This is a genomic window from Pseudomonas capsici (genome assembly GCF_017165765.1).
GTDB lineage: Bacteria > Pseudomonadota > Gammaproteobacteria > Pseudomonadales > Pseudomonadaceae > Aquipseudomonas > Aquipseudomonas capsici.
Map to the genome: position 1 here is coordinate 146508 of NZ_JAFGZD010000010.1, position 18016 is coordinate 164523.

Sequence of the window (18016 nt, forward strand, 5' to 3'; positions counted from 1 at the left end):
GCGGCTGGCGCGTTTTTCAATGAAGCAATGAATGCCCGATACACGACTCAAGTGCGTGTATCGGGCCACATGGACATTTCGCTTATCGACAGCGTATTGAGGGTTGCACAGATGTCAGTCGCTACCAGGTTTATTGAAGATCAGCCGGCGCAGCCTGCCGAGACGCTTTACCAGTTCGACGAATCGCCCTTGCTGGCCCGCCAGAATCGTCAGGAATCCAACGCCCGCAGCTATCCGCGACGTATTCCTCTGGCGCTCAAGCGTGCCAGGGGTATTCATGTCGAGGACGTCGAGGGGCGTCGTTTCATCGATTGTCTGGCGGGCGCTGGCACCCTGGCGCTGGGGCATAACCATCCGGTCGTGATCGAGGCCATTCAGCTGGTCATCGGCGACGAACTGCCGTTGCATACCCTGGACCTCACCACACCGGTCAAGGATCAGTTCGTTCAGGACCTGTTCGGCCTGCTGCCACAGGCACTGGCGCAGGAAGCGAAAATCCAGTTCTGCGGCCCCACCGGCACCGATGCGGTGGAAGCAGCCTTGAAACTGGTGCGTACCGCCACCGGGCGCAGCACGGTATTGTCGTTTCAGGGCGGTTACCACGGCATGAGCCAAGGTGCCTTGAGCCTGATGGGCAGCCTGGGGCCGAAGAAACCGCTGGGGGCCTTGCTCAGCTCCGGTGTGCAGTTCATGCCGTATCCCTACGATTACCGTTGCCCGTTCGGTCTGGGTGGTGCGCAAGGGGTCAAGGCCAACCTGAATTATCTGGAAAACCTGCTCAACGATCCCGAAGCCGGGGTACAGCTACCGGCTGCGGTGATCGTCGAAGTGGTGCAGGGCGAGGGCGGGGTGATTCCCGCGGACCTGGACTGGCTGCGCGGTCTGCGCCGTATCACCGAGAAGGCCGGAATTGCCCTGATCGTCGATGAAATCCAGAGCGGCTTTGCGCGTACTGGCAAGATGTTTGCCTTCGAGCATGCGGGGATCATTCCGGATGTCGTGGTGATGTCCAAGGCCATCGGCGGCAGCCTGCCGCTGGCAGTGGTGGTCTATCGCCAGTGGCTGGACACCTGGCAGCCAGGGGCGCATGCCGGGACCTTCCGCGGCAATCAGATGGCCATGGCTGCCGGTTCGGCGGTGATGCGCTATCTCAAGGAACATGACGTCTGCGAGCACGTGAACACCGTGGGCGCACGTCTGACCCGGCACCTGCGCGAACTGCAGCGCGACTTCCCGCAACTGGGGGATATTCGCGGTCGCGGGCTGATGCTGGGTGTCGAACTGGTAGACCCCAATGGCGAGCCCGATGCTCTGGGGCACCCACCGGTCTTTGCCCGTCTGGCACCGCTGGTTCAGCGCGAATGCCTCAAGCGCGGGCTGATTCTGGAACTGGGCGGTCGTCACGGCAGCGTCGTGCGCTTCCTGCCACCGCTGGTGATTACTGCCGAGCAGATCGACGAAGTGGCCGGTATATTCGGTCGTGCGCTTTCGGCGGCTGTTGCCAGCCTTTAATTTTCCGACGTAGCGATACGTTCACTTTACATAGCCGTTGTGAATTGGCGCATCGGCACTGAATAACCATGGAGAGCAGCAATGACTTCAGTTTTCGACCGCGACGACATCGTCTTTCAGGTCGTGGTCAACCACGAAGAGCAATATTCCATCTGGCCGGATTACAAGGCGATCCCCAATGGCTGGCGCACCGTAGGCAAGAGCGGCTTCAAGAAGGAATGCCTGGCCTACATCGAAGAGGTGTGGACCGACATGCGTCCACTGAGCCTGCGTCAGAAGATGGAAGCGCAGTCAGCCTCCGTGCATTGATTGCAGACCCGTCATACAAAAACGCCCCGATCATTATCGGGGCGTTTTTGTATGTGCAGGCTGGGGATTATCGCCTTGACCTGTCGCGGGCAAGCCCTTCCACAAGGATTGCGCTCATCTTGTGGGAGCAAGCTTGCTCGCGACAGCTTTATTACAGGCGACAAATAAAAGAGGGCCGTCGTAAAGACGGAACTGTTAGTTGCAACTCAGGCAAATCCGGATATGCCCGCCGAGGATGAGCGTGCCCGTTACTTGATGATTTGCCAGGCTTGGGGCCGCCTTGCGCCTTTACGGCGCGTCACTTTGGTTTCGGCCAAAGTAACCAAAGCCATTGCTCCGGGTTCGGCCCCGCCTGACGGCGCGGTTCCTTCGCTCCGGCACTGATCCGGCGGTCGCCACAATGGGCCATCCATGGCCCAATGCGGCTAACTCTGCATCCATGCAGAGTTCCCACCGGATCAGCACCTCCACTCAGCCTTCACCAACGTCGCGTTCTACGGTGTCTGCACTATCGCGTTAAAGAACTGCTGTTGTTTGGCTCTGCTTTTCTTTTTAAACACAAAAAGCCCAGACAACGCCGATTGCGACGTTGGTGACGGCCGAGTGGAGGCGTTGTGTAGTGGGTTGCGAGGCAGGACGCCGAGCAAGCGCCGCCGGGCTAGGGACGGCCCGTCGGTGCGTACCCACGGAGCAATGCCGGAGCGAGGGAACCCCGGCTTGCCGGGGCCGAACCCGGAGCGCATGGTTTTCCCCCCTTTTGCCGAAACAAAAGGGGGCCGTCGTAAAGACGGAACCGTTAGTTGCCACTGAGGAAAATCCGGATATGCCCACCGAAAAATGAACGACAGCACGTTCGGCAAACTCCAGAACCCCGGCTATCAACCTTTACCTCCCAACCCCCCAATCACCTGATCAATATTCCCCTGCAACTCAGCCAGTGGATCCTCACCATCGATCCCCAGCACCAACAACTTACTGCCTGTCGCAGCAATTGCAGCCTTCACCGCCTCCGGTGGCTGACGATGATCCAGCACTACCGCCACATCGTTCTCTTTCAGCGTCTCCGTCAGCTTTGTCAGCGCTTCGGGTGTCCATTGCTCGTCGGTGAGTGCCTGAGTATCGATCAGCTCCAGGTTCAGACCGCTGATCAGGTAGCCGAAACGGTCTGAAAGGCTCACCACACTCAGATTGTCCGCACTGGCCAGACGGGCTTCGCTGGCTGCGCTCAGTTTGAGTAACTGCTGTTTGAATGCCGCCAGGTTGGCTTCGATTTTCGGTTTGGCTGCCGGAGCAAGGCGTACCAGATCGGCTGCCGTCACATCCGCCATGCGGCCCAGATTATTGCTGGACAGCCATGGCTGACTGTTCAAACCATCGGGACCCTGGCCGGGCTGCACCGCGATACCGGGCAGGCTGCCATCTACCGGCCGCGCAGCGTCGATTTCGACGATGCGGATATTGCTGCGTCGGGCATTGGGGTAGAGCGGGTCGTCGGCCCAGATCGAGCGCAGCCCGATCACCGCGTCGGCTTCCACGCTCAGCTTGCGCAGGGCTTCGGCGCCGCGGCCGGTGAAGTAGGCGGTCTGGCGCGAGCCGGGCAGGTTGGCGGCTGCTGCGCGCTCCAGCACCACGCCGCTGTCCTTGAGCAGAATTTGCCCAAGGCCATAGGTGATGGGCAGGCTGGCCAGTACCCGAACCGTTTCTGGCTTGGCACTTTGGGTATCGGCCGCATACAGGCTGTTGCTGAACAGGCCGGTCAGGGCCAGGGCGAGGGTCAATGTGCGCAGAGTAGACATTTATCCGATATTCCCTTTGAGGCTGGGGACCGTGCCGCGAGCGATGGCGGCCAGGGCGAAACCGATGCCGGCCACCAGAATGATCGCCGCGCCGGACGGCACAGGCAGGTCGAAGACGATAGGCAGCAGAATGCCGCACAAGGTACTGACGGTGGCGATGGCGACCGAAATCCAGAAGAACCCCTTGAGTGACTGGCTCAACAGTCGCGCTGCGGCTGCGGGGATCACCAGCAGCGCGCCCACCAGAATGGCACCGATGACTTTTACGGCAGCCACGGTAATCAGCGTCACCAGAATCACGAACAGGTAATCCAGAGCCTTGACCGCGACGCCGCGCACGGCGGCCAGTTGCGGGTTGAAGCTGGCCAGCATGATGCGGTTGTACAGCGGCAGGCTCAGGCCCATGACCAGCGAGCCGACGATCAGCAGCACCAGCAGGTCGTTGCCGTTGACGGTCAGCACCGAACCGAACAGCACGTTTTCCAGAATGTGTACGTTGATCTTGCCCGCCAGTACCAGCAGCAGGCTGGCCCCCAGTGCCAGAGATACTGAAAGGAACACACCGATCAGGGTGTCCGGTGCCAGGCCGGTGCGGTTGCGCAGATAGTTGAGCACGATGCCGAACAGCAGGCAGTAGCCGAACAGGCTGCCATAAGGGCCGGTATAGGGTTCGCCCAGCAGAATGCCGATGGCCACGCCGGTCAGGGCGGCATGGCCCACGGCTTCGGAGAAGAACGCAAAGCGCTTGACCACCACCAGTGTGCCAAGTCCGCCCAGCACCGGGCCGATCAACAGGCCGGCGAGCAGGGCGTTGACCACAAAACCGTAGGCCAGGGCTTGCGGCAGATAGCCGGACGAGGCCAGGCCCTGAATGAACAGACGAAAGCTTTCGTAATCCATCATGCAGCACTCCCTTGGCTGTCCGCTGCACGCGGGTGGGCAGAGAACAGCGTCAGCAGCCGCTCGGGTGTCAGTGCGGTCTGTGCCGATTCATCGAACAGCACGCGGCGATTGAGGCCGGTTACGTGATCGGCCAGACGCTTGACGGCCTCAAGATCGTGCTCGATCCACAGCACGGTGATGCCCGCCTGACGCCAGTCGCCCAGCAGACGCTCGAATACCTGGATACCGGCTTCATCGAGGGCCGACATCGGTTCGTCGAGCACCAGCAGTTGCGGTGCCGGAATCAGGCCCTGGGCCAGTAACACACGTTGGCGTTCGCCGCCGGACAATGCACCCATGCGTCGCTTGCGCTTGTCCTGCATGCCGACACGCTCAAGGGCTTCGCCGATGGCTTTTGCGTAATGACGTGACAGGCCGAGGAATGCGGGACGTCGCTGGCACATGGCGGCCATGAAGTCATCGACCGTCATGGGCAGACCGCGGTCGAACTCCAGCGCCTGAGGCACATAACCGATCAGACCGGGTGAGCCGGGCCACTGCAAGCTGAGTTCACCTTGATGAGGCGTCTGCCCGAGCAGGGTCTTGATCAATGAGCTCTTGCCGCCGCCGTTTGGTCCGACCAGCGCATGCACGCTGCCAGCCCGCACGTTGAAGCTGATGCGATCGAGAATGGTGGTACGACCCAGGGTCAGGCTGACATCGGCAAAGGCGATGCCCGGCCCGCGGCTGGCGAGGGAGAGCGGTTCGGCAGCAGTCATGCGCCAGCCTCCTGGATGGCTTGGACCACGGTATCCAGGTTGCCTTTCATTTCTTTCTCATACTTGTCGGCGCTGTATTCGCCATAGGAAATATGCGACAGCGGGTAAAGCTTGACTCCGGACTCACGCTGGATGGTTTCGACGTAGGTGGACGGGAAATCCAGCTCCGAGAAAATCACTTTCACGTCCAGTTCGCGCAACTGGTCGATGGTCTTCTTCAACTGGCTCGGGCTCGGCTCGATGCCGTGGGCGGGCTCTACTACAGCCGTAACTTCCAGGCCAAATTCACGCAGCAGGTAATCGTAGGCAGCATGCACCGTGGCAACCCGCAGGTCGGCATTCGGGGCTTTGGTGAGCTTGGCCAGCGCATCGGCGCGCATCTGCCGCAGTCGCTTGCCATAGGCGCGGGCATTGGCGGTGTAGGTCTTGGCGTTGTCCGGGTCAAGCTTGCCCAGTTCCCGGGCAATGTTGTTGACCTGGGCGATAGAGGCACTGATCGACAGGAAAGTATGCGGGTTGACTACCTTGCCGGCACCGCGAGCTGCGATCCCGGTAGCTGCCAGCAGCGGTACATCGGCGTTGGCTTCGATGGTGGCGATATCCGGCTTTTCGCTGGCGGCGATCATGCGGTCGGCAAAGTCGTCATGGCCCACGCCGTTGAGCACGACCACGTCCAGCGAACCGATACGCTTGATGTCTTCGGCGCGGGGTTCATAGGCATGAGGGTTGAAGCCGGCAGGAATCAGCGGCACCACTTCGGCCTTGTCGCCGACGATATTGCTGACATAGCTGTAGTAAGGATGCAGGGTAATGCCGATCCGCAGGCGTTTGGCCGGGTCGGCGTTGACCAGCGGGGCGAGCAGCGTGGCGAACAGGCCAACCAGTACGACGCGCAGCAATGGACGGCGTTTCAATGAAATAGGCATGGGCAAGCGGTCTTCTTTTCAGTGAATGCGTGGGTTCAGTGTCGATGCTGGCGGGTAACCCCGGCATCGAATTGCGCGACGACCTGCTGCCAGCCAGCGCTGATCAGCGCCTGGTCGCCAAGATCGGTCGGCACGGCGGGCGAGTCTTTGCGGTTGATCCAGATATCGGCTTCGGCCTTGTCATCGGTCTCGATGCGCAGCAGGAAGGATCCAGCCACTGCCGGTGTCGGGCTCAGGCCCAGATAGGAATGACCGAGCATTTGCCAGGCATGATTGCCACGGCTCACGGAGCTGGCGTCACGGGTAAATGGCGCAAAGCCTTCATCGGCCAGTTGCCCGGGTGTGACCGGCTCCTGTTGCTCCTGGGTCAGCAATCGCACTTCGTCCAGAGTCACACGCAGGTCGGCGTAGATGCCTTGTTCGGCAGCGCTGAGGTCGCGGCGGGCGTCCAGTTGATGGCTGGCGAGCGCGTCGGCTTCATGTTTTTCTCCGCGCAGGCCGACCACTGTTGCTGCAACGCTCAGGATCAACAGGCACAACAGCAGCACGTAAAGGGTTTCATGACCGGCACCGGCCGGACGGACAATCTGTCGGGTCGATGTACTCATGGGGCCTCGATATCGGCTTGGTCGATTTCCACGACGTGGCCCGGGCCTGCATCGAACAGCACATAGAACTCGGCGGAAGGGCGCTTGAAGGTCAGGGTCGAGTCCTCGCCCAGCTTGCCGGGTACCAGAATGGTTTCGTCATAGCCGATGACGTCCAGTGTCACCCCCGGCGCGCCGCTGCCATCGGAAAAACCGCCCGTGCAGCGGATCTGCTCGGCGTCGATCTGCTTGCACTCGCACATCGGGTTGTGCGCCAGGGCATTGCCGGCAAAACCGGCGCTCAGCAGGAAGAGGGCGCTGATACCCGACTGGCGTAACGGGAAGCGTACGATCATTTTTTGGCTCCTTGTTTTTTCAGCCAGGCTACGGTCGTGGGGGAGGCCTGTTGCAGCGGAATGGAGGTTTGATGCACGGAGCCGTCCCAGCCTTCCATGGTGATCCACAGGTCCTGATCGGGGTCGGTGGTTTCCGGAATCTGCATGAAGGCGGTCATGCGATAGGCCACGCCGAAGAAGATCACTCCGGCGGTCCGCAGGCTGCGGGGTTTGCCGATGCGCAGGTAAGTCGCCTTGACCTGATCGGCGCAGCTTTCGCACAGCGAGGCATTGAAGTTTTTCATGTAGCCCGAAGCGCCGGAAAAGATCGGCGCTTCGTTGCGTTCCTCGGCCAGTTTCATGCTCCATGGTCCGACCTGAATGGTACCCAGCTCACGCTGGCCTAGCCCCTTGTCGCCACGCAGCAGGGCATCGTCGGCGAAGTACTTGGGCATGAAACCCAGGGGAACCAGCACCAGCAGGATGTTGATATGGAAACGCCACTTGTGCCAGAGACGGCCCAGGGACGACGCAGGTTGTACGGTTGCGGCCTTGCTCACAGGGTGTTCTCCGGAATTTCGGTGGCCAGGGAAGGGCGCGGGGGCTGTTGTTTCCTGGCTGCGGACTGTTCGGCCTTGGCGTCACGTTTCAGGGCATTGAGGGTGGCCAGCGCCGTGCGCTTGCTCCAGATCAGCAGGCCACTGAGGACCATCATGCTCAACAGCAGGCCAAAGAAGGCCCAGATCAGTTTGATCCAGATCCCGCCGAAGTCGCCGGTATGCAGCGGGCGCATGGATTCGGTGACGAACTCCAGCTTGTTGCGGTCCGACAGCAGGTGCGAAGTGGCGATTTCACCGCTGTACGGGTTGATCTCGGCGGTCTGATACATCAGCGGATACCAACTGCGCCCACCGACCTCCATATTGGCGTAGGCATTGCTGGGCGGGCTGATAAAGCTGGCTTCCAGGCCGGGAATCCGTTGTTTGGCAATTTCGATGGCCTTGTCCAGGCTGATGGTCGGCGCAGGGCTGCCGTCAGCCGTGAGCGGCACGCTGCTGTGGGGAATGATGGACGCCGCCTGGGATTTGCTGGAAATGCTGATCTGGTTATCCCAGAGCAGGGCCTGGATCAGGAACCAGGTGCCGGTGATGGAAATCACGGCAATGAACCAGATCGACCAGATGCCGCTCAGGCGATGAAAGTCGCCCCAGAAGATCCGCGCACCGTGCTTGAAGCGCAGCGTGGGTTTCAGGAAGCCTTTCCAGAATTTCTTGTAGACCACCAGCCCGGTGATCAGCGACACCAGCATCGGCAAGCCGAGGATCGACACCAGATACCAGCCCCAGGAATAGCCATTGGTGAAAGGCACCAGCCACCAGCCATGCAGGGCGCGGGTAAAGCGGCGGAAGTCGAAGGCCGGCGTGACGCCCTGGATAAGGCCGGTGTAAGGGTTCACATAGGCCGGCACGGAGCGCCCGTCGGGGTAGGTGATGTTGACGCTGAGGGCGAAATATTCACCGTCCGGCTGCATCATCGTGCCGATGATCAGGTTCGGCTCGTTACGCTCGATAGTGGCCCTGATCTGCTCGAAGGTGAGGCGCGGCGCATCGTCCGATGGCTTGACGGCACGCATCTCCGGATTGGCCAGCCACATGATCTCCTTGCTGACCACCGCCAGCGTGCCGGTAACGCACACGATCAGCACAAAAAACCAGATCGGCAGTGCCAGCCAGCTATGGACGAGAAACCAGATTTTTGAGCGGGACTTCTTTGACATGGGGGAACGGTCTCGATTCACGGTGTCAGAGCGGCCATTGGTGAAGGGCACAGGCTCTTGTTTGCTGAAAACGGTCATGGCTTTTGGCCGATGCTGCCGCTGCATCTAATAAAGACGAATGAGAATGAAAATGATGTAATTATTTCTTTCGTTTAAATGAAAGTAAATGTTTCAAGCGACGGAAGTGAGCTGTATTTCTGTGGGAAAGGCCTAATTTTCAGGTGGCCGGGTACGTTAAATCAGGACGTCGGTGTTGCGTCAGGCCGTTGGGGCTCGCACGCTTTGCCATCAAGGGAGAGTCATCATGAGTCATACGTTGAGTTTGAATATCCGGCCATTGCAGGCCGGGGCCGGTACCTTGCCCCTGCTGGTGGAGGCACCCGAGCCGGGCCTGGACTTGATGGAAGCCCTGAGCGAATTCAAACCACTGGTTGCCGAGCATCTGTACCGCAGCGGCGGAATTCTGTTCCGCGGCTTCAATGTCGGCGGGGCGGAAGCCTTTCGTGAGTTCGCCGCCGGGTTTGGTGACCCGTTGCTCACTTATGAATTCGGCTCGACGCCGCGCAGCAACGTGACCAAAGGCGTCTACACCTCCACCGAATACCCGGCCCACCAGAGCATTCCCCTGCACAACGAGCAGGCCTATACCCTGGAATGGCCGATGCGTATCTGGTTCTACAGCATGATTGCTGCCCAAACCGGTGGCGAAACCCCCATTGCCGACAGCCGTGAAATCTATCGCCGGATTCCTGCACGCATTCGTGACCGTTTCGTCGACAAGAAACTGATGTACGTGCGCAACTTCGGCAACGGCCTGGATGTGGACTGGAGTCAGGTGTTCAATACCGAAGACGAAAGCGTCGTCGAAGCCTACTGCCGCGCCCACAACATCCAGTGCGAGTGGAAGGACGATGGCGAACTGCGCACCCGGCAGATCTGTCAGGCGGTGGCGCGTCATCCGGTGACCCAGGACATGGTCTGGTTCAATCAGGCACATCTGTTCCATATCTCCAACCTGCAACCGGAAGTCCGCGAAACCCTGCTCGATGTGGTCGACGAAGAAGATCTGCCGCGCAACGTCTACTATGGCGACGGCTCACCCATCGAAGAAAGCCTGCTGGACGAAGTCCGTGGTGTGCTCGATGAATGCACCGTCAGCTTCCCCTGGCTGGAAAACGATGTGCTGATGCTCGACAACATGCTCTCGGCCCATGCGCGCTCGCCGTTTACCGGCAAGCGCAAGGTGGTGGTGGCCATGGCGCAGGGGTATACCGAGCCGGTCAGGTGATACTGACCTTTTCATTGCGTCATTCGTCGTAATCAGCGCGTCGCGCAAAGTCCTCAGCCTTGGGCGTCGCCTGGATGCCCTTGGCTTCCTGAGCTCGATACCAGGCTTCGATGGTCAGCTCTTCGCTCAGACGGGATTTGATCACGCAGGGTTGCTGCTGCCACGGGTAGTGCTGCAATTGCTCGTTGAGTTTCTTTTCTCCTGAGGTCTTCCAGCCGGTTAATGCCTGATCGCGCCAGCGGCGTGGATTGCGCTTGATGCGAGCATCATGGGCACTGGTGACCGGATCCAGATGACGGCTCTGTTCCAGCACTGGAAGGTCGGGCAGGGGCTGAGTCACGTCCATATAGCGTTGCAGAGAATCCCAGAAGGCGAGGGCATTGGCCTTGTCCAGTCCCAGGCTATGCATCTTGGTGGCGAGACAGATTCGGGTGTTGGTGTAGCGGTGATAGAGCGTGATCGCATAGTCACGGTAGCCATAACCGCTGGGCAGCGTGGTCAGCACCGGATCGAATTCTTCGAAAGGTGCAACAAACAAACGCCGAAAACGCCGTTTGAAACGCACCATACCGTCTACCCGATTGAACTCGCTGCCGTCGTGACGGCTGATGGTGCTGTGTAGCCAGAGCAGGCAGTCGAAGCCGATGGCGCCCATGAAGTAGAGGAAGGTGCCTGTCCAGAATGCAATATGCATTTCGCTGTTGCCGAAGAGAGAACCTTTTAGCCAGAGGACAAGGCTAGTGCAGATAAGGAGTCCGGCAATTTGAATGTAATGAACGGATTTTTTTTCGGTCATGTAAAGGGCTAGGGACGTGACCATCAGACCTACTGATAGCGCGGCTATTAAAACGATGATTTCAGTTGCCACATTTCCATATGCCAGTTCAAGAATGACTGAATAGAAAGTACCCATACCCCAAAGAGCCCATATGAAGAAAAAGCTCATTAGTTTAAGCGTAAATAAAATATGAGGTATCTTGCTGGAGTTCTGAAATCGCCAGTGTTTTGCATCACAATACACTTCCTGTTTTTCACCATCCTCTTCCTGCTTCTGATAAATCAGATGCTCTTCGCACTCCAGTTGCAGGGTGATTTCCGTAGCTGAATCCAGCCCGGCGTAATGACCAAAGGCAAGATGCGTGTCGAACAGGCCGTTGCGGTTGAGATGGACGTACCATCTTGGTAGTGGCAGAGGTTCTTGGCTGTCGCCTCGGTAGGCGCTAGTGGCGTAGGCATTCATATCTGTGACTCGTCGTAATCAGCACGTCTTGCAAAGTCTTCAGCCTTGGGCGTCGCCTGGACGCCCTTGGCTTCCTGAGCGCGGTACCAGGCTTCGATGGTCAGCTCTTCGCTCAGACGGGATTTGATCACGCAGGGTTGCTGCTGCCACGGGTAGTGCTGCAATTGCTCGTTGAGTTTCTTTTCTCCCGAGGTCTTCCAGCCGGTTAATGCCTGATCGCGCCAGCGGCGTGGGTTGCGCTTGATGCGAGCATCATGGGCAGCGGTGACCGGATCCAGATGACGGCTCTGTTCCAGCACTGGAAGGTCGGGCAGGGGTTGGGTCACGTCCATATAGCGTTGCAGGCAATCCCAGAAGGCGAGGGCATTGGCCTTGTCCAGTCCCAGGCTATGCACCTTGGTGGCGAGACAGATTCGGGTGTTGGTGTAGCGGTGATAGAGCGTGATCGCATAGTCACGGTAGCCATAACCGCTGGGCAGCGTGGTCAGCACCGGATCGAACTCTTCGAAAGGTGCGACAAACAAACGCCGAAAACGCCGTTTGAAACGCACCATGCCGTCTACCCGGTTGAACTCGCTGCCGTCGTGGTGGCTGATGGTGCTGTGCAGCCAGAGCAGGCAATCAAAGCCGATGGCACCCATGAAGTAGAGGAAGGTGCCTGTCCAGAATGCAATATGCATTTCGCTGTTGCCCCAAAGGGTGCCTTTTAGCCAGAGGACGATGGCTGTGCAGATAGTTAAGCCGCAAATTTGAACGTGGTGGAGGTACTTGTTTTCGGTCATGTATAAAGTTAAAGCCCCGAACATCAGTACGACCGATAAAAAAGCTATCAGCAATGTAAGTCCTGTACCGGGATAGCCATGTCCAAGTTCTTCCTGGATTGGAAAGAAAATCCATGTGCTCCATGGAAACCATATAAAAGGAAAGCTCATCAGCTTGGATGTGAATAATATATGTGGAATATTGCTGGCATTCTGAAAGCGCCAGCGCTTGGCATCGCAATATACTTCCTGTTTTTCACCGTGCTCTTCCTGTCTCTGATAAACCCGGTGTTCTTCGCACTTCAATTGCAGGGTGATTTCCGTAGCCGGGTCCAACCCGGCGTAATTGCCAAAGGCAATGTGGGTGTTGAACAGGCCATTACGGTTGAGATGGATATACCACCTCGGTAGTGGCAGAGGTTCCTGGCTGTCGCCTCGGTAGGCACCAGGGCTGTAGGGCGTATCTTTATTTGTGTTCATACAGTTAACTCGACGGTTTCTATTTGCCAATACAAGGGGGCGTTGTCTGGAGTGGGTTGGCCGGATGGCGCTCGACGATGCGTGGGGATGAAGGGTTTCCACTTTTTCGGATGGGGCTGTGGAAGTACCAGTGGCGGGGTATCCGGTTCGGCGCGAAGTTCGATCTGGGTGCTGATTTGCAGTCCTTCGGTTCGTTTGAAGCGTGCGCCGGAGAGCGGCGACTCCATCAGCGAGGGCAGTACATACAGCACGCTATGGGCATCCAGCGGCACGGCGGACAGTTTTGGCGTGCCGCAGGGTTGCCAGTGATAGAGACGAGAGGCATAGGCCTGGCCGGTGTCCAGAGCCGAGCGGAATTCATGGCCCAATAGCTGAAGATGGTTCGCGTCATTACTGAGCATCCCCAGCAAGGGCGTGCTCATGATCACCACCCAGTCTTGCCCGCTCAGCGCGGTTTGATCGGGTCTGAGGGTTTGGGTATGGCTGTTGGTCGGGAGTTTGCGTTGTCGTTCGGCGGCCTGCAGGGTTTGAAGCTGAGGTGCTGATGCCTGTCTGCGCCAGTCGGCGAGCCGTTGCACGCTGATCGTTGGCTTGCCCAGAATGCCTGCCAGTTGCTGATAGGCAATCAGGGGGTCTTTCAAGTGCATGTACGATTGCGAGCTATCTGTGGCTTGCACTTTTCCGATCAGGGCATCTATACCGAAAGGCCCATAGCGCACTGCAAGTTCGGCTTCGTTGTCGTTCAGCAGATTAGTTCTCACTATGCCGCCAATGACCATGCTTGCAGCAATCAGGAGTGCAATGGGATTGGTTACAATGCCTACGGCATAGAGGCCCCAGAGAATACTTCCGGCGGTAATGACGGCATAACTGATGGAAAGTGCATAATCACCAGCTTTATAAGCTCTATAACAGTCCCATACGCTGATCACCGCGCCAATTAATGTGGCTACGCCGCCAATGGCGCGAAGAAGCGGTAGCTTGGAACTACCTGTCTGTTTCTCAAGGTTTCTTGCCCAATGGGTTGAAAATAGCGCTACGTTTATACGGGGCTTACTTAAATAGTTTGCAGTGGTTACTCCAAATAGAAGTCTGCTGTTGTTTGCGATGGCTGCCATCAAGTCTGCTATAGCACTTAATATGCCCGCGTGTCCTCGGGCGGACTCTCCCTCAGCTTTAAAACTTTGCAGCGCATTCGTCTGCACCACCAAGTTATAAACCGCCAACCCCAGCATCAACGTCGGTACCGCTGTGGTTTTTTTCAAATCCTGGGTCAGCGCACCAAACTTCATCCGGAAGTTGCTGTAGTGCTCCAGTTCCGGATGTTCCTTGGGTAGCGCGATAACCATCACGTTGCGCAACAGCGGATCATGCTTGCTGCTGCCTTTGGCGCTGGTACTGCCCAGGGTTTCGCCGGACTGGCCGTGCAGCGTGGCGTAGCGGTAGTTCTTGCGGGTCAGTTCGGCGCGTTCGCTGTTGGTCAGCCCTCTGCGCAAGCCCGCACCCTGAACGCCGATCACCACGTAATCCCTGCCCAGTGCTTCGTCCATAGGCATCAGGCGGATGCCGGTCATCTTTTTCGACAGGGCCGCGAGGGTGGTGAAGGTGGGGGCGAAGAGTCGGTCGAGCTTGATTTTCGAGGCGCTGTTCGCCAGTCGACTGATTTGGGCCACGACGCTGGCCCCGAAAATATCCAGCAGATCGCCCATGAAGAAAGCAAAGCTTTTGGCTATCCCGGCACCATCGAGCTTGTCGACAAAGGAAGCGCTGAACATCAGTGTGCTCAGGCCCATGGCTTGTGGTTCGGGTGGTTGGCCGCTGTCGCGCAGGGCAATCAGGCGTTTGAGCAGTTCGGGAGGCTGATCGGATTCCCTGGCCAGCAGCATTGCGCCCAATGGGTGATCGGCCTGCAGCACGCTTCTGGTCAAGCTTCTGATGGAGGTTTCCAGCTCGCTGATGTCCATGCCGGTCAGCAGCGCATCTGCCTGCGCCGGTGTGTATTCAAGCGCGCCCAGAGCATCTGCCATCAGACTGTAGGGCTCCAGCAAGGCCTGGTCGTGGCGATGAATCCAGTCCTGAAGTACGGCGGGCAGTTTCCGGTCGAGCACGTCGACCAGTCGCCTGAGGTGCATCGCCAATGATTGGCGACCGAACCTGCGTTCCTGCTCGAAAACCGTTGCATGAAATTTCGGCAGGTCGATCTTGCTTTTCAGGTCGGCGTGCTCGCCGCCGACAGCGCTATACAGCACCTGGGCGTAACGTCCGTTGGGCTGATGGGCAATCAGGGCATTCAGGGTTTGCAGATAGGCCACGCAATGACGTATCTGCGCGGTGGCATGGCGCACGGCAAACAAAGGATCTTCGAGGATCAGGGCAACCAGATGGCTGTTGTCCCGAAGTTGGTATTGATCCAGCAGATCCGCTCCGGCCTCGATATCCGGAAGTGGCGGGGGTGGTGGTTGCTGGAGGTGTTGCGCCAATTGCTCCTGGCGCGTTTGCAGGCACTTGAGCAGGTTTTCGTCGCTGAACGAGCAAAGCGCAGGGGTAAATTCCAGCGGGTCCTGCAGGGCGCTTTCAATATTGAAATCCCTGGCCCGCAGGCCTTTGCTGATGCGGCCAACAGGCAGGCTCGGGTTGGCCTGGGTGGTTTTCCATTGCTTCGAGCCGACCACTGCTGTGTCCCAGATGCGTGCCACGTGCTGGCAGCGGGCCTTGATCCGGTTCGCGTCGTTCTCAAGCCAGTCGATGTATTCCCAGCTCCAGGCCAGTTCGCTGTAGGCCATCTGGAACTGGTCGGCGACAAAGCGCCCCTGGAGCAGCATTGGCAGGAGCAGTACATGCTGTTTGACGGTCACGGGGGCGCGCTGGTCGGCATTGCCGAGTTGCCCGGCGACCTTGCGCCAATGCGCGACATCGACCTCGAACAACTGGCCCTGGCCGTCGGTTTCCAGTTCCCGCCACAGAACGTTCTTCCAGAACACATAAATCCGTCCCCGGCGTGGCAGGCCGCCCCGGGGGGATTCCTCGGGTTGGTCATGGCCGGGAAGTCGGGTCAGAGGCAGGATGGACAAGAGTGTATTGCGCTGAATGGTTTCCTCTTCCCGGGTGCTTCGGGCATCGGAAAGCAGCGGGATTTGCAGCACACCGCCATCGCTACGCGGAATTTGCATGGCCAGTTGCGCACGATGGTCATTGAGGTACTCGGTTTTCTTGCGTGTACCTTGAGTGATGGGCTTGTTGTTGAACACGCTCATGGCTGTTCCTCCGGACTCAGCAGGATCACCTGACTGCCATGATCGGGGTCGCCCCAGACATCGACGATCAGCGCCTCGGGCTTCTGGCTGGAGGGGGATGTTTCGGGTTGCACGGTCAGCGGTTTTCTGCCGGATACGGATGTATCTGCCGCCTTGGGAGCGATGGGCGGTACAGACGGCGCTTCGCTGCCGATACCTGGATAGCCGCCCTGATTGGTCCTGACCAGCGGCCCGTTGATGCTCACGCCGCTGTGATCGAGCTTGATAAAGCTGCCGCCGACCTTGAGGGTCAGTTCCATGCCTGCATCGATCACCAGCTTGTCGCCGGACTTGAGATGGATTTCCTCACCGGCCTCGACCAGTTGTGCCACGCCGACCTTGATGTGCTGGACCTGCGCAATGCTCAGGTGATCGTTCGCCCTGACCTCGACCTTGCGGTCGGCGTTGACGGTGCAGTGCTGCTCGGCCCTGAATTCGCTGTAGCTGTTGGCCTCGACCCGGTCGTGACGCTCATGGCCGACATGGATCTTCTGATCATGACCAATGCTCTGGTCCCAGTTGCGCTGGGCGTGGATGAAGATCTGTTCCTGATCCTTGCGGTCCTCGATGCGCAGCTCGTTGGAGCCCCCGCCGCCGGGGCTGCTCAAGGTCTTGAACACGCTGCGGGTGCGGTGTTCGGGCAGGGCGTAGGGCGGGACGTTTTCGGCGTGGTACAGGCAGCCGGTCACCAAGGGCTGATCGGGATCGCCTTCCAGAAAGGTCACCAGCACTTCCATGCCGACCCGTGGCAGGGCGACAGCGCCATAGCGGTTGCCCGCCCAACCGGACGAGACCCGCAACCAGCAACTGCTGCTGGCATCCTGCCGGCCCTCACGGTCCCAGTGGAACTGCACCTTGATCCGGCCATGCCGGTCGCAATGGATGTCCTGATCCTGAGGTCCGGTGACCATGGCCGTCTGGCTGCCGGCAATGCGGGGTTTGGGGTGGCGCAGGGGCGGGCGGTAGAAAGCATCCCACGGCGTGCCCCGGAAGGTGTTGCGATAGCCCTGCCAGGCAGGCTGTGGTTCATGGCCTGCGGCTTCTTCCAGCACCTGCGGCTGGCGGCCTTCGTGGCGTACTTCGGTCAGCAGCCAGAGTTGATTCCAGCTTTTCTGCGGGTGCCCGGCCAGGTCGAGAAAGTGTCCGCTGAGCAGGGCGGGCTGGTCGCTCTGGCCTTCGGCAAGGCGGTAATCATGGCGATGGCGCTCCAGGGCGCGTCTGGTCAGCAGGTTGCCGCGTTCCCGGTCGGTGAAGCGGCCGGGGTAATCGTAATCCTCGAGGTCCGGGAGGATCGCTTGATCCTGTGTGCTTTCCAGGGCTACGCGGGGTTTCTGAAAGTCATAGTCCCGCCGGGTGGTGCGGGTGCTGCGGGTTTCCAGACGCACATTGAAGCGGTTGACCAGCGGCTCATGGGGGAGCATTCCGCTGTCCTGTCGGTAGCTCAGGGGCGCGAGGCGGGGAAAGACGGTCTGGTCATCGCCAAACACCAGCTTGTGCATCGTGCGGCTGTGCTGGAAGTGGTAGTGCAGGCCTTCCTCTTCGCAGAGGCGCTGGATGAAATGCAGGTCCGACTCGTCGTACTGCACGCAGTATTCGCGTTTGGGGTAGGGCAGGCCGAGCTGGAAGTGATAGCGGTCGGCAAGGATGCCGTGATCCTGCAGGATTCGGGCAATGATCTGCGGCACGGATTGCTGCTGGAAGATGCGTTGGTTGATGCGGTGGCCCAGGTACGCCAGATGCGGCCGCAGGGTCATGGCGTAGTGAGTCAGACGCTTGCGCGAATCCCCCTGAGCGATGCGGTCGATCAGGCCATGCACGCCAATGTCGTCAGGGCCGAACTGCAGAAAGGCCGGGCGATTGAGCAGGCTGTCCAGGTCCTGCGCCGGATTTTCGCTGACCAGTTGCAGCTCAAAGGCAAAGGGCTGGCTGATGGCTTCATTGCCGGTAAAGGCCAGTACCTGAAAGTCGTGTTTGACGTCTTGCAGGTGCAGGTTGAAATGCGTCTGATGGGCGGATGCGGACATCCCTTGTTCCTCCGTCTTTAAGGGGCG

15 protein-coding genes are annotated in these 18016 nt (G+C 59.1%); 3 read left to right on the top strand and 12 right to left on the bottom strand.

Going from position 1 to position 18016, the window contains the following annotated elements; all coding sequences use genetic code 11:
- Positions 1–111 precede the first annotated feature (111 nt).
- Positions 112–1512 (top strand): aspartate aminotransferase family protein, encoded by a 1401-nt coding sequence (locus JSY17_RS15500; RefSeq protein WP_206402276.1) that lies wholly within the window; start codon positions 112–114, stop codon positions 1510–1512.
- An 81-nt stretch (positions 1513–1593) separates the two neighbouring features.
- Positions 1594–1821 carry an MbtH family protein gene (locus JSY17_RS15505; protein ID WP_206402277.1) on the top strand — a complete coding sequence of 76 codons (228 nt, stop codon included), beginning with the start codon at positions 1594–1596 and terminating at the stop codon, positions 1819–1821.
- 878 nt (positions 1822–2699) lie between these two features.
- On the opposite strand, the gene JSY17_RS15510 is transcribed toward JSY17_RS15505, so the two are convergent.
- From JSY17_RS15510 to JSY17_RS15545, 8 genes are read right to left on the bottom strand one after another with little or no spacing between them, the layout of a single operon-like run.
- On the bottom strand, positions 2700–3617 hold the full coding sequence (locus tag JSY17_RS15510; RefSeq protein ID WP_206402278.1) for a metal ABC transporter substrate-binding protein: 918 nt from the start codon (positions 3615–3617) through the stop codon (positions 2700–2702).
- The gene (locus JSY17_RS15515; RefSeq protein WP_404823009.1) at positions 3618–4520 is read right to left on the bottom strand and encodes a metal ABC transporter permease; all 903 of its coding nucleotides are present in this window, start codon (positions 4518–4520) and stop codon (positions 3618–3620) included.
- Positions 4517–5278: a metal ABC transporter ATP-binding protein gene (locus tag JSY17_RS15520; RefSeq protein WP_117186986.1), complete on the bottom strand. Its 762-nt coding sequence runs from the start codon at positions 5276–5278 to the stop codon at positions 4517–4519. The genes JSY17_RS15515 and JSY17_RS15520 overlap by 4 nt, the downstream gene beginning before the upstream one ends.
- Positions 5275–6204, bottom strand: coding sequence for a metal ABC transporter substrate-binding protein (locus JSY17_RS15525; protein WP_117186985.1), 930 nt, complete (start codon positions 6202–6204; stop codon positions 5275–5277). The genes JSY17_RS15520 and JSY17_RS15525 overlap by 4 nt, the downstream gene beginning before the upstream one ends.
- A 35-nt stretch (positions 6205–6239) precedes the next feature.
- Positions 6240–6812, bottom strand: a complete 573-nt coding sequence (locus JSY17_RS15530) for a DUF6162 family protein (protein ID WP_117186984.1) — start codon at positions 6810–6812, stop codon at positions 6240–6242.
- A complete protein-coding gene (locus JSY17_RS15535; RefSeq protein WP_206402279.1) occupies positions 6809–7147 on the bottom strand; it encodes a hypothetical protein in 339 nt (112 codons plus the stop codon). Before JSY17_RS15535 ends, JSY17_RS15530 begins: the two co-directional genes overlap by 4 nt.
- On the bottom strand, positions 7144–7686 hold the full coding sequence (locus tag JSY17_RS15540; protein ID WP_117181336.1) for a thiamine pyrophosphate-binding protein: 543 nt from the start codon (positions 7684–7686) through the stop codon (positions 7144–7146). Before JSY17_RS15540 ends, JSY17_RS15535 begins: the two co-directional genes overlap by 4 nt.
- Positions 7683–8903 (bottom strand): PepSY-associated TM helix domain-containing protein, encoded by a 1221-nt coding sequence (locus tag JSY17_RS15545; RefSeq protein ID WP_206402280.1) that lies wholly within the window; start codon positions 8901–8903, stop codon positions 7683–7685. Before JSY17_RS15545 ends, JSY17_RS15540 begins: the two co-directional genes overlap by 4 nt.
- Before the next feature lie 304 nt (positions 8904–9207).
- Here JSY17_RS15545 and JSY17_RS15550 point away from each other — a divergent pair, with 304 nt between their 5' ends.
- The gene (locus JSY17_RS15550) at positions 9208–10191 is read left to right on the top strand and encodes a TauD/TfdA family dioxygenase (RefSeq protein WP_206402281.1); all 984 of its coding nucleotides are present in this window, start codon (positions 9208–9210) and stop codon (positions 10189–10191) included.
- A 19-nt stretch (positions 10192–10210) separates the two neighbouring features.
- Here the strand turns inward: JSY17_RS15550 and JSY17_RS25715 are convergent, their stop codons facing one another.
- Genes JSY17_RS25715 through JSY17_RS15570 form a run of 4 tightly spaced genes read right to left on the bottom strand, consistent with a single transcriptional unit; the run spans position 10211 to position 17989 of the window.
- The gene (locus JSY17_RS25715; protein WP_232849474.1) at positions 10211–11431 is read right to left on the bottom strand and encodes an MFS transporter; all 1221 of its coding nucleotides are present in this window, start codon (positions 11429–11431) and stop codon (positions 10211–10213) included.
- Entirely contained in the window at positions 11428–12672 is a 1245-nt protein-coding gene (locus JSY17_RS25720; RefSeq protein WP_232849475.1) for a hypothetical protein, read from the bottom strand. The genes JSY17_RS25715 and JSY17_RS25720 overlap by 4 nt, the downstream gene beginning before the upstream one ends.
- On the bottom strand, positions 12669–15926 hold the full coding sequence (locus JSY17_RS15565; RefSeq protein ID WP_206402282.1) for a hypothetical protein: 3258 nt from the start codon (positions 15924–15926) through the stop codon (positions 12669–12671). Before JSY17_RS15565 ends, JSY17_RS25720 begins: the two co-directional genes overlap by 4 nt.
- On the bottom strand, positions 15923–17989 hold the full coding sequence (locus JSY17_RS15570; RefSeq protein ID WP_206402283.1) for a type VI secretion system Vgr family protein: 2067 nt from the start codon (positions 17987–17989) through the stop codon (positions 15923–15925). Before JSY17_RS15570 ends, JSY17_RS15565 begins: the two co-directional genes overlap by 4 nt.
- Between the last annotated feature and the right edge of the window lie 27 nt (positions 17990–18016).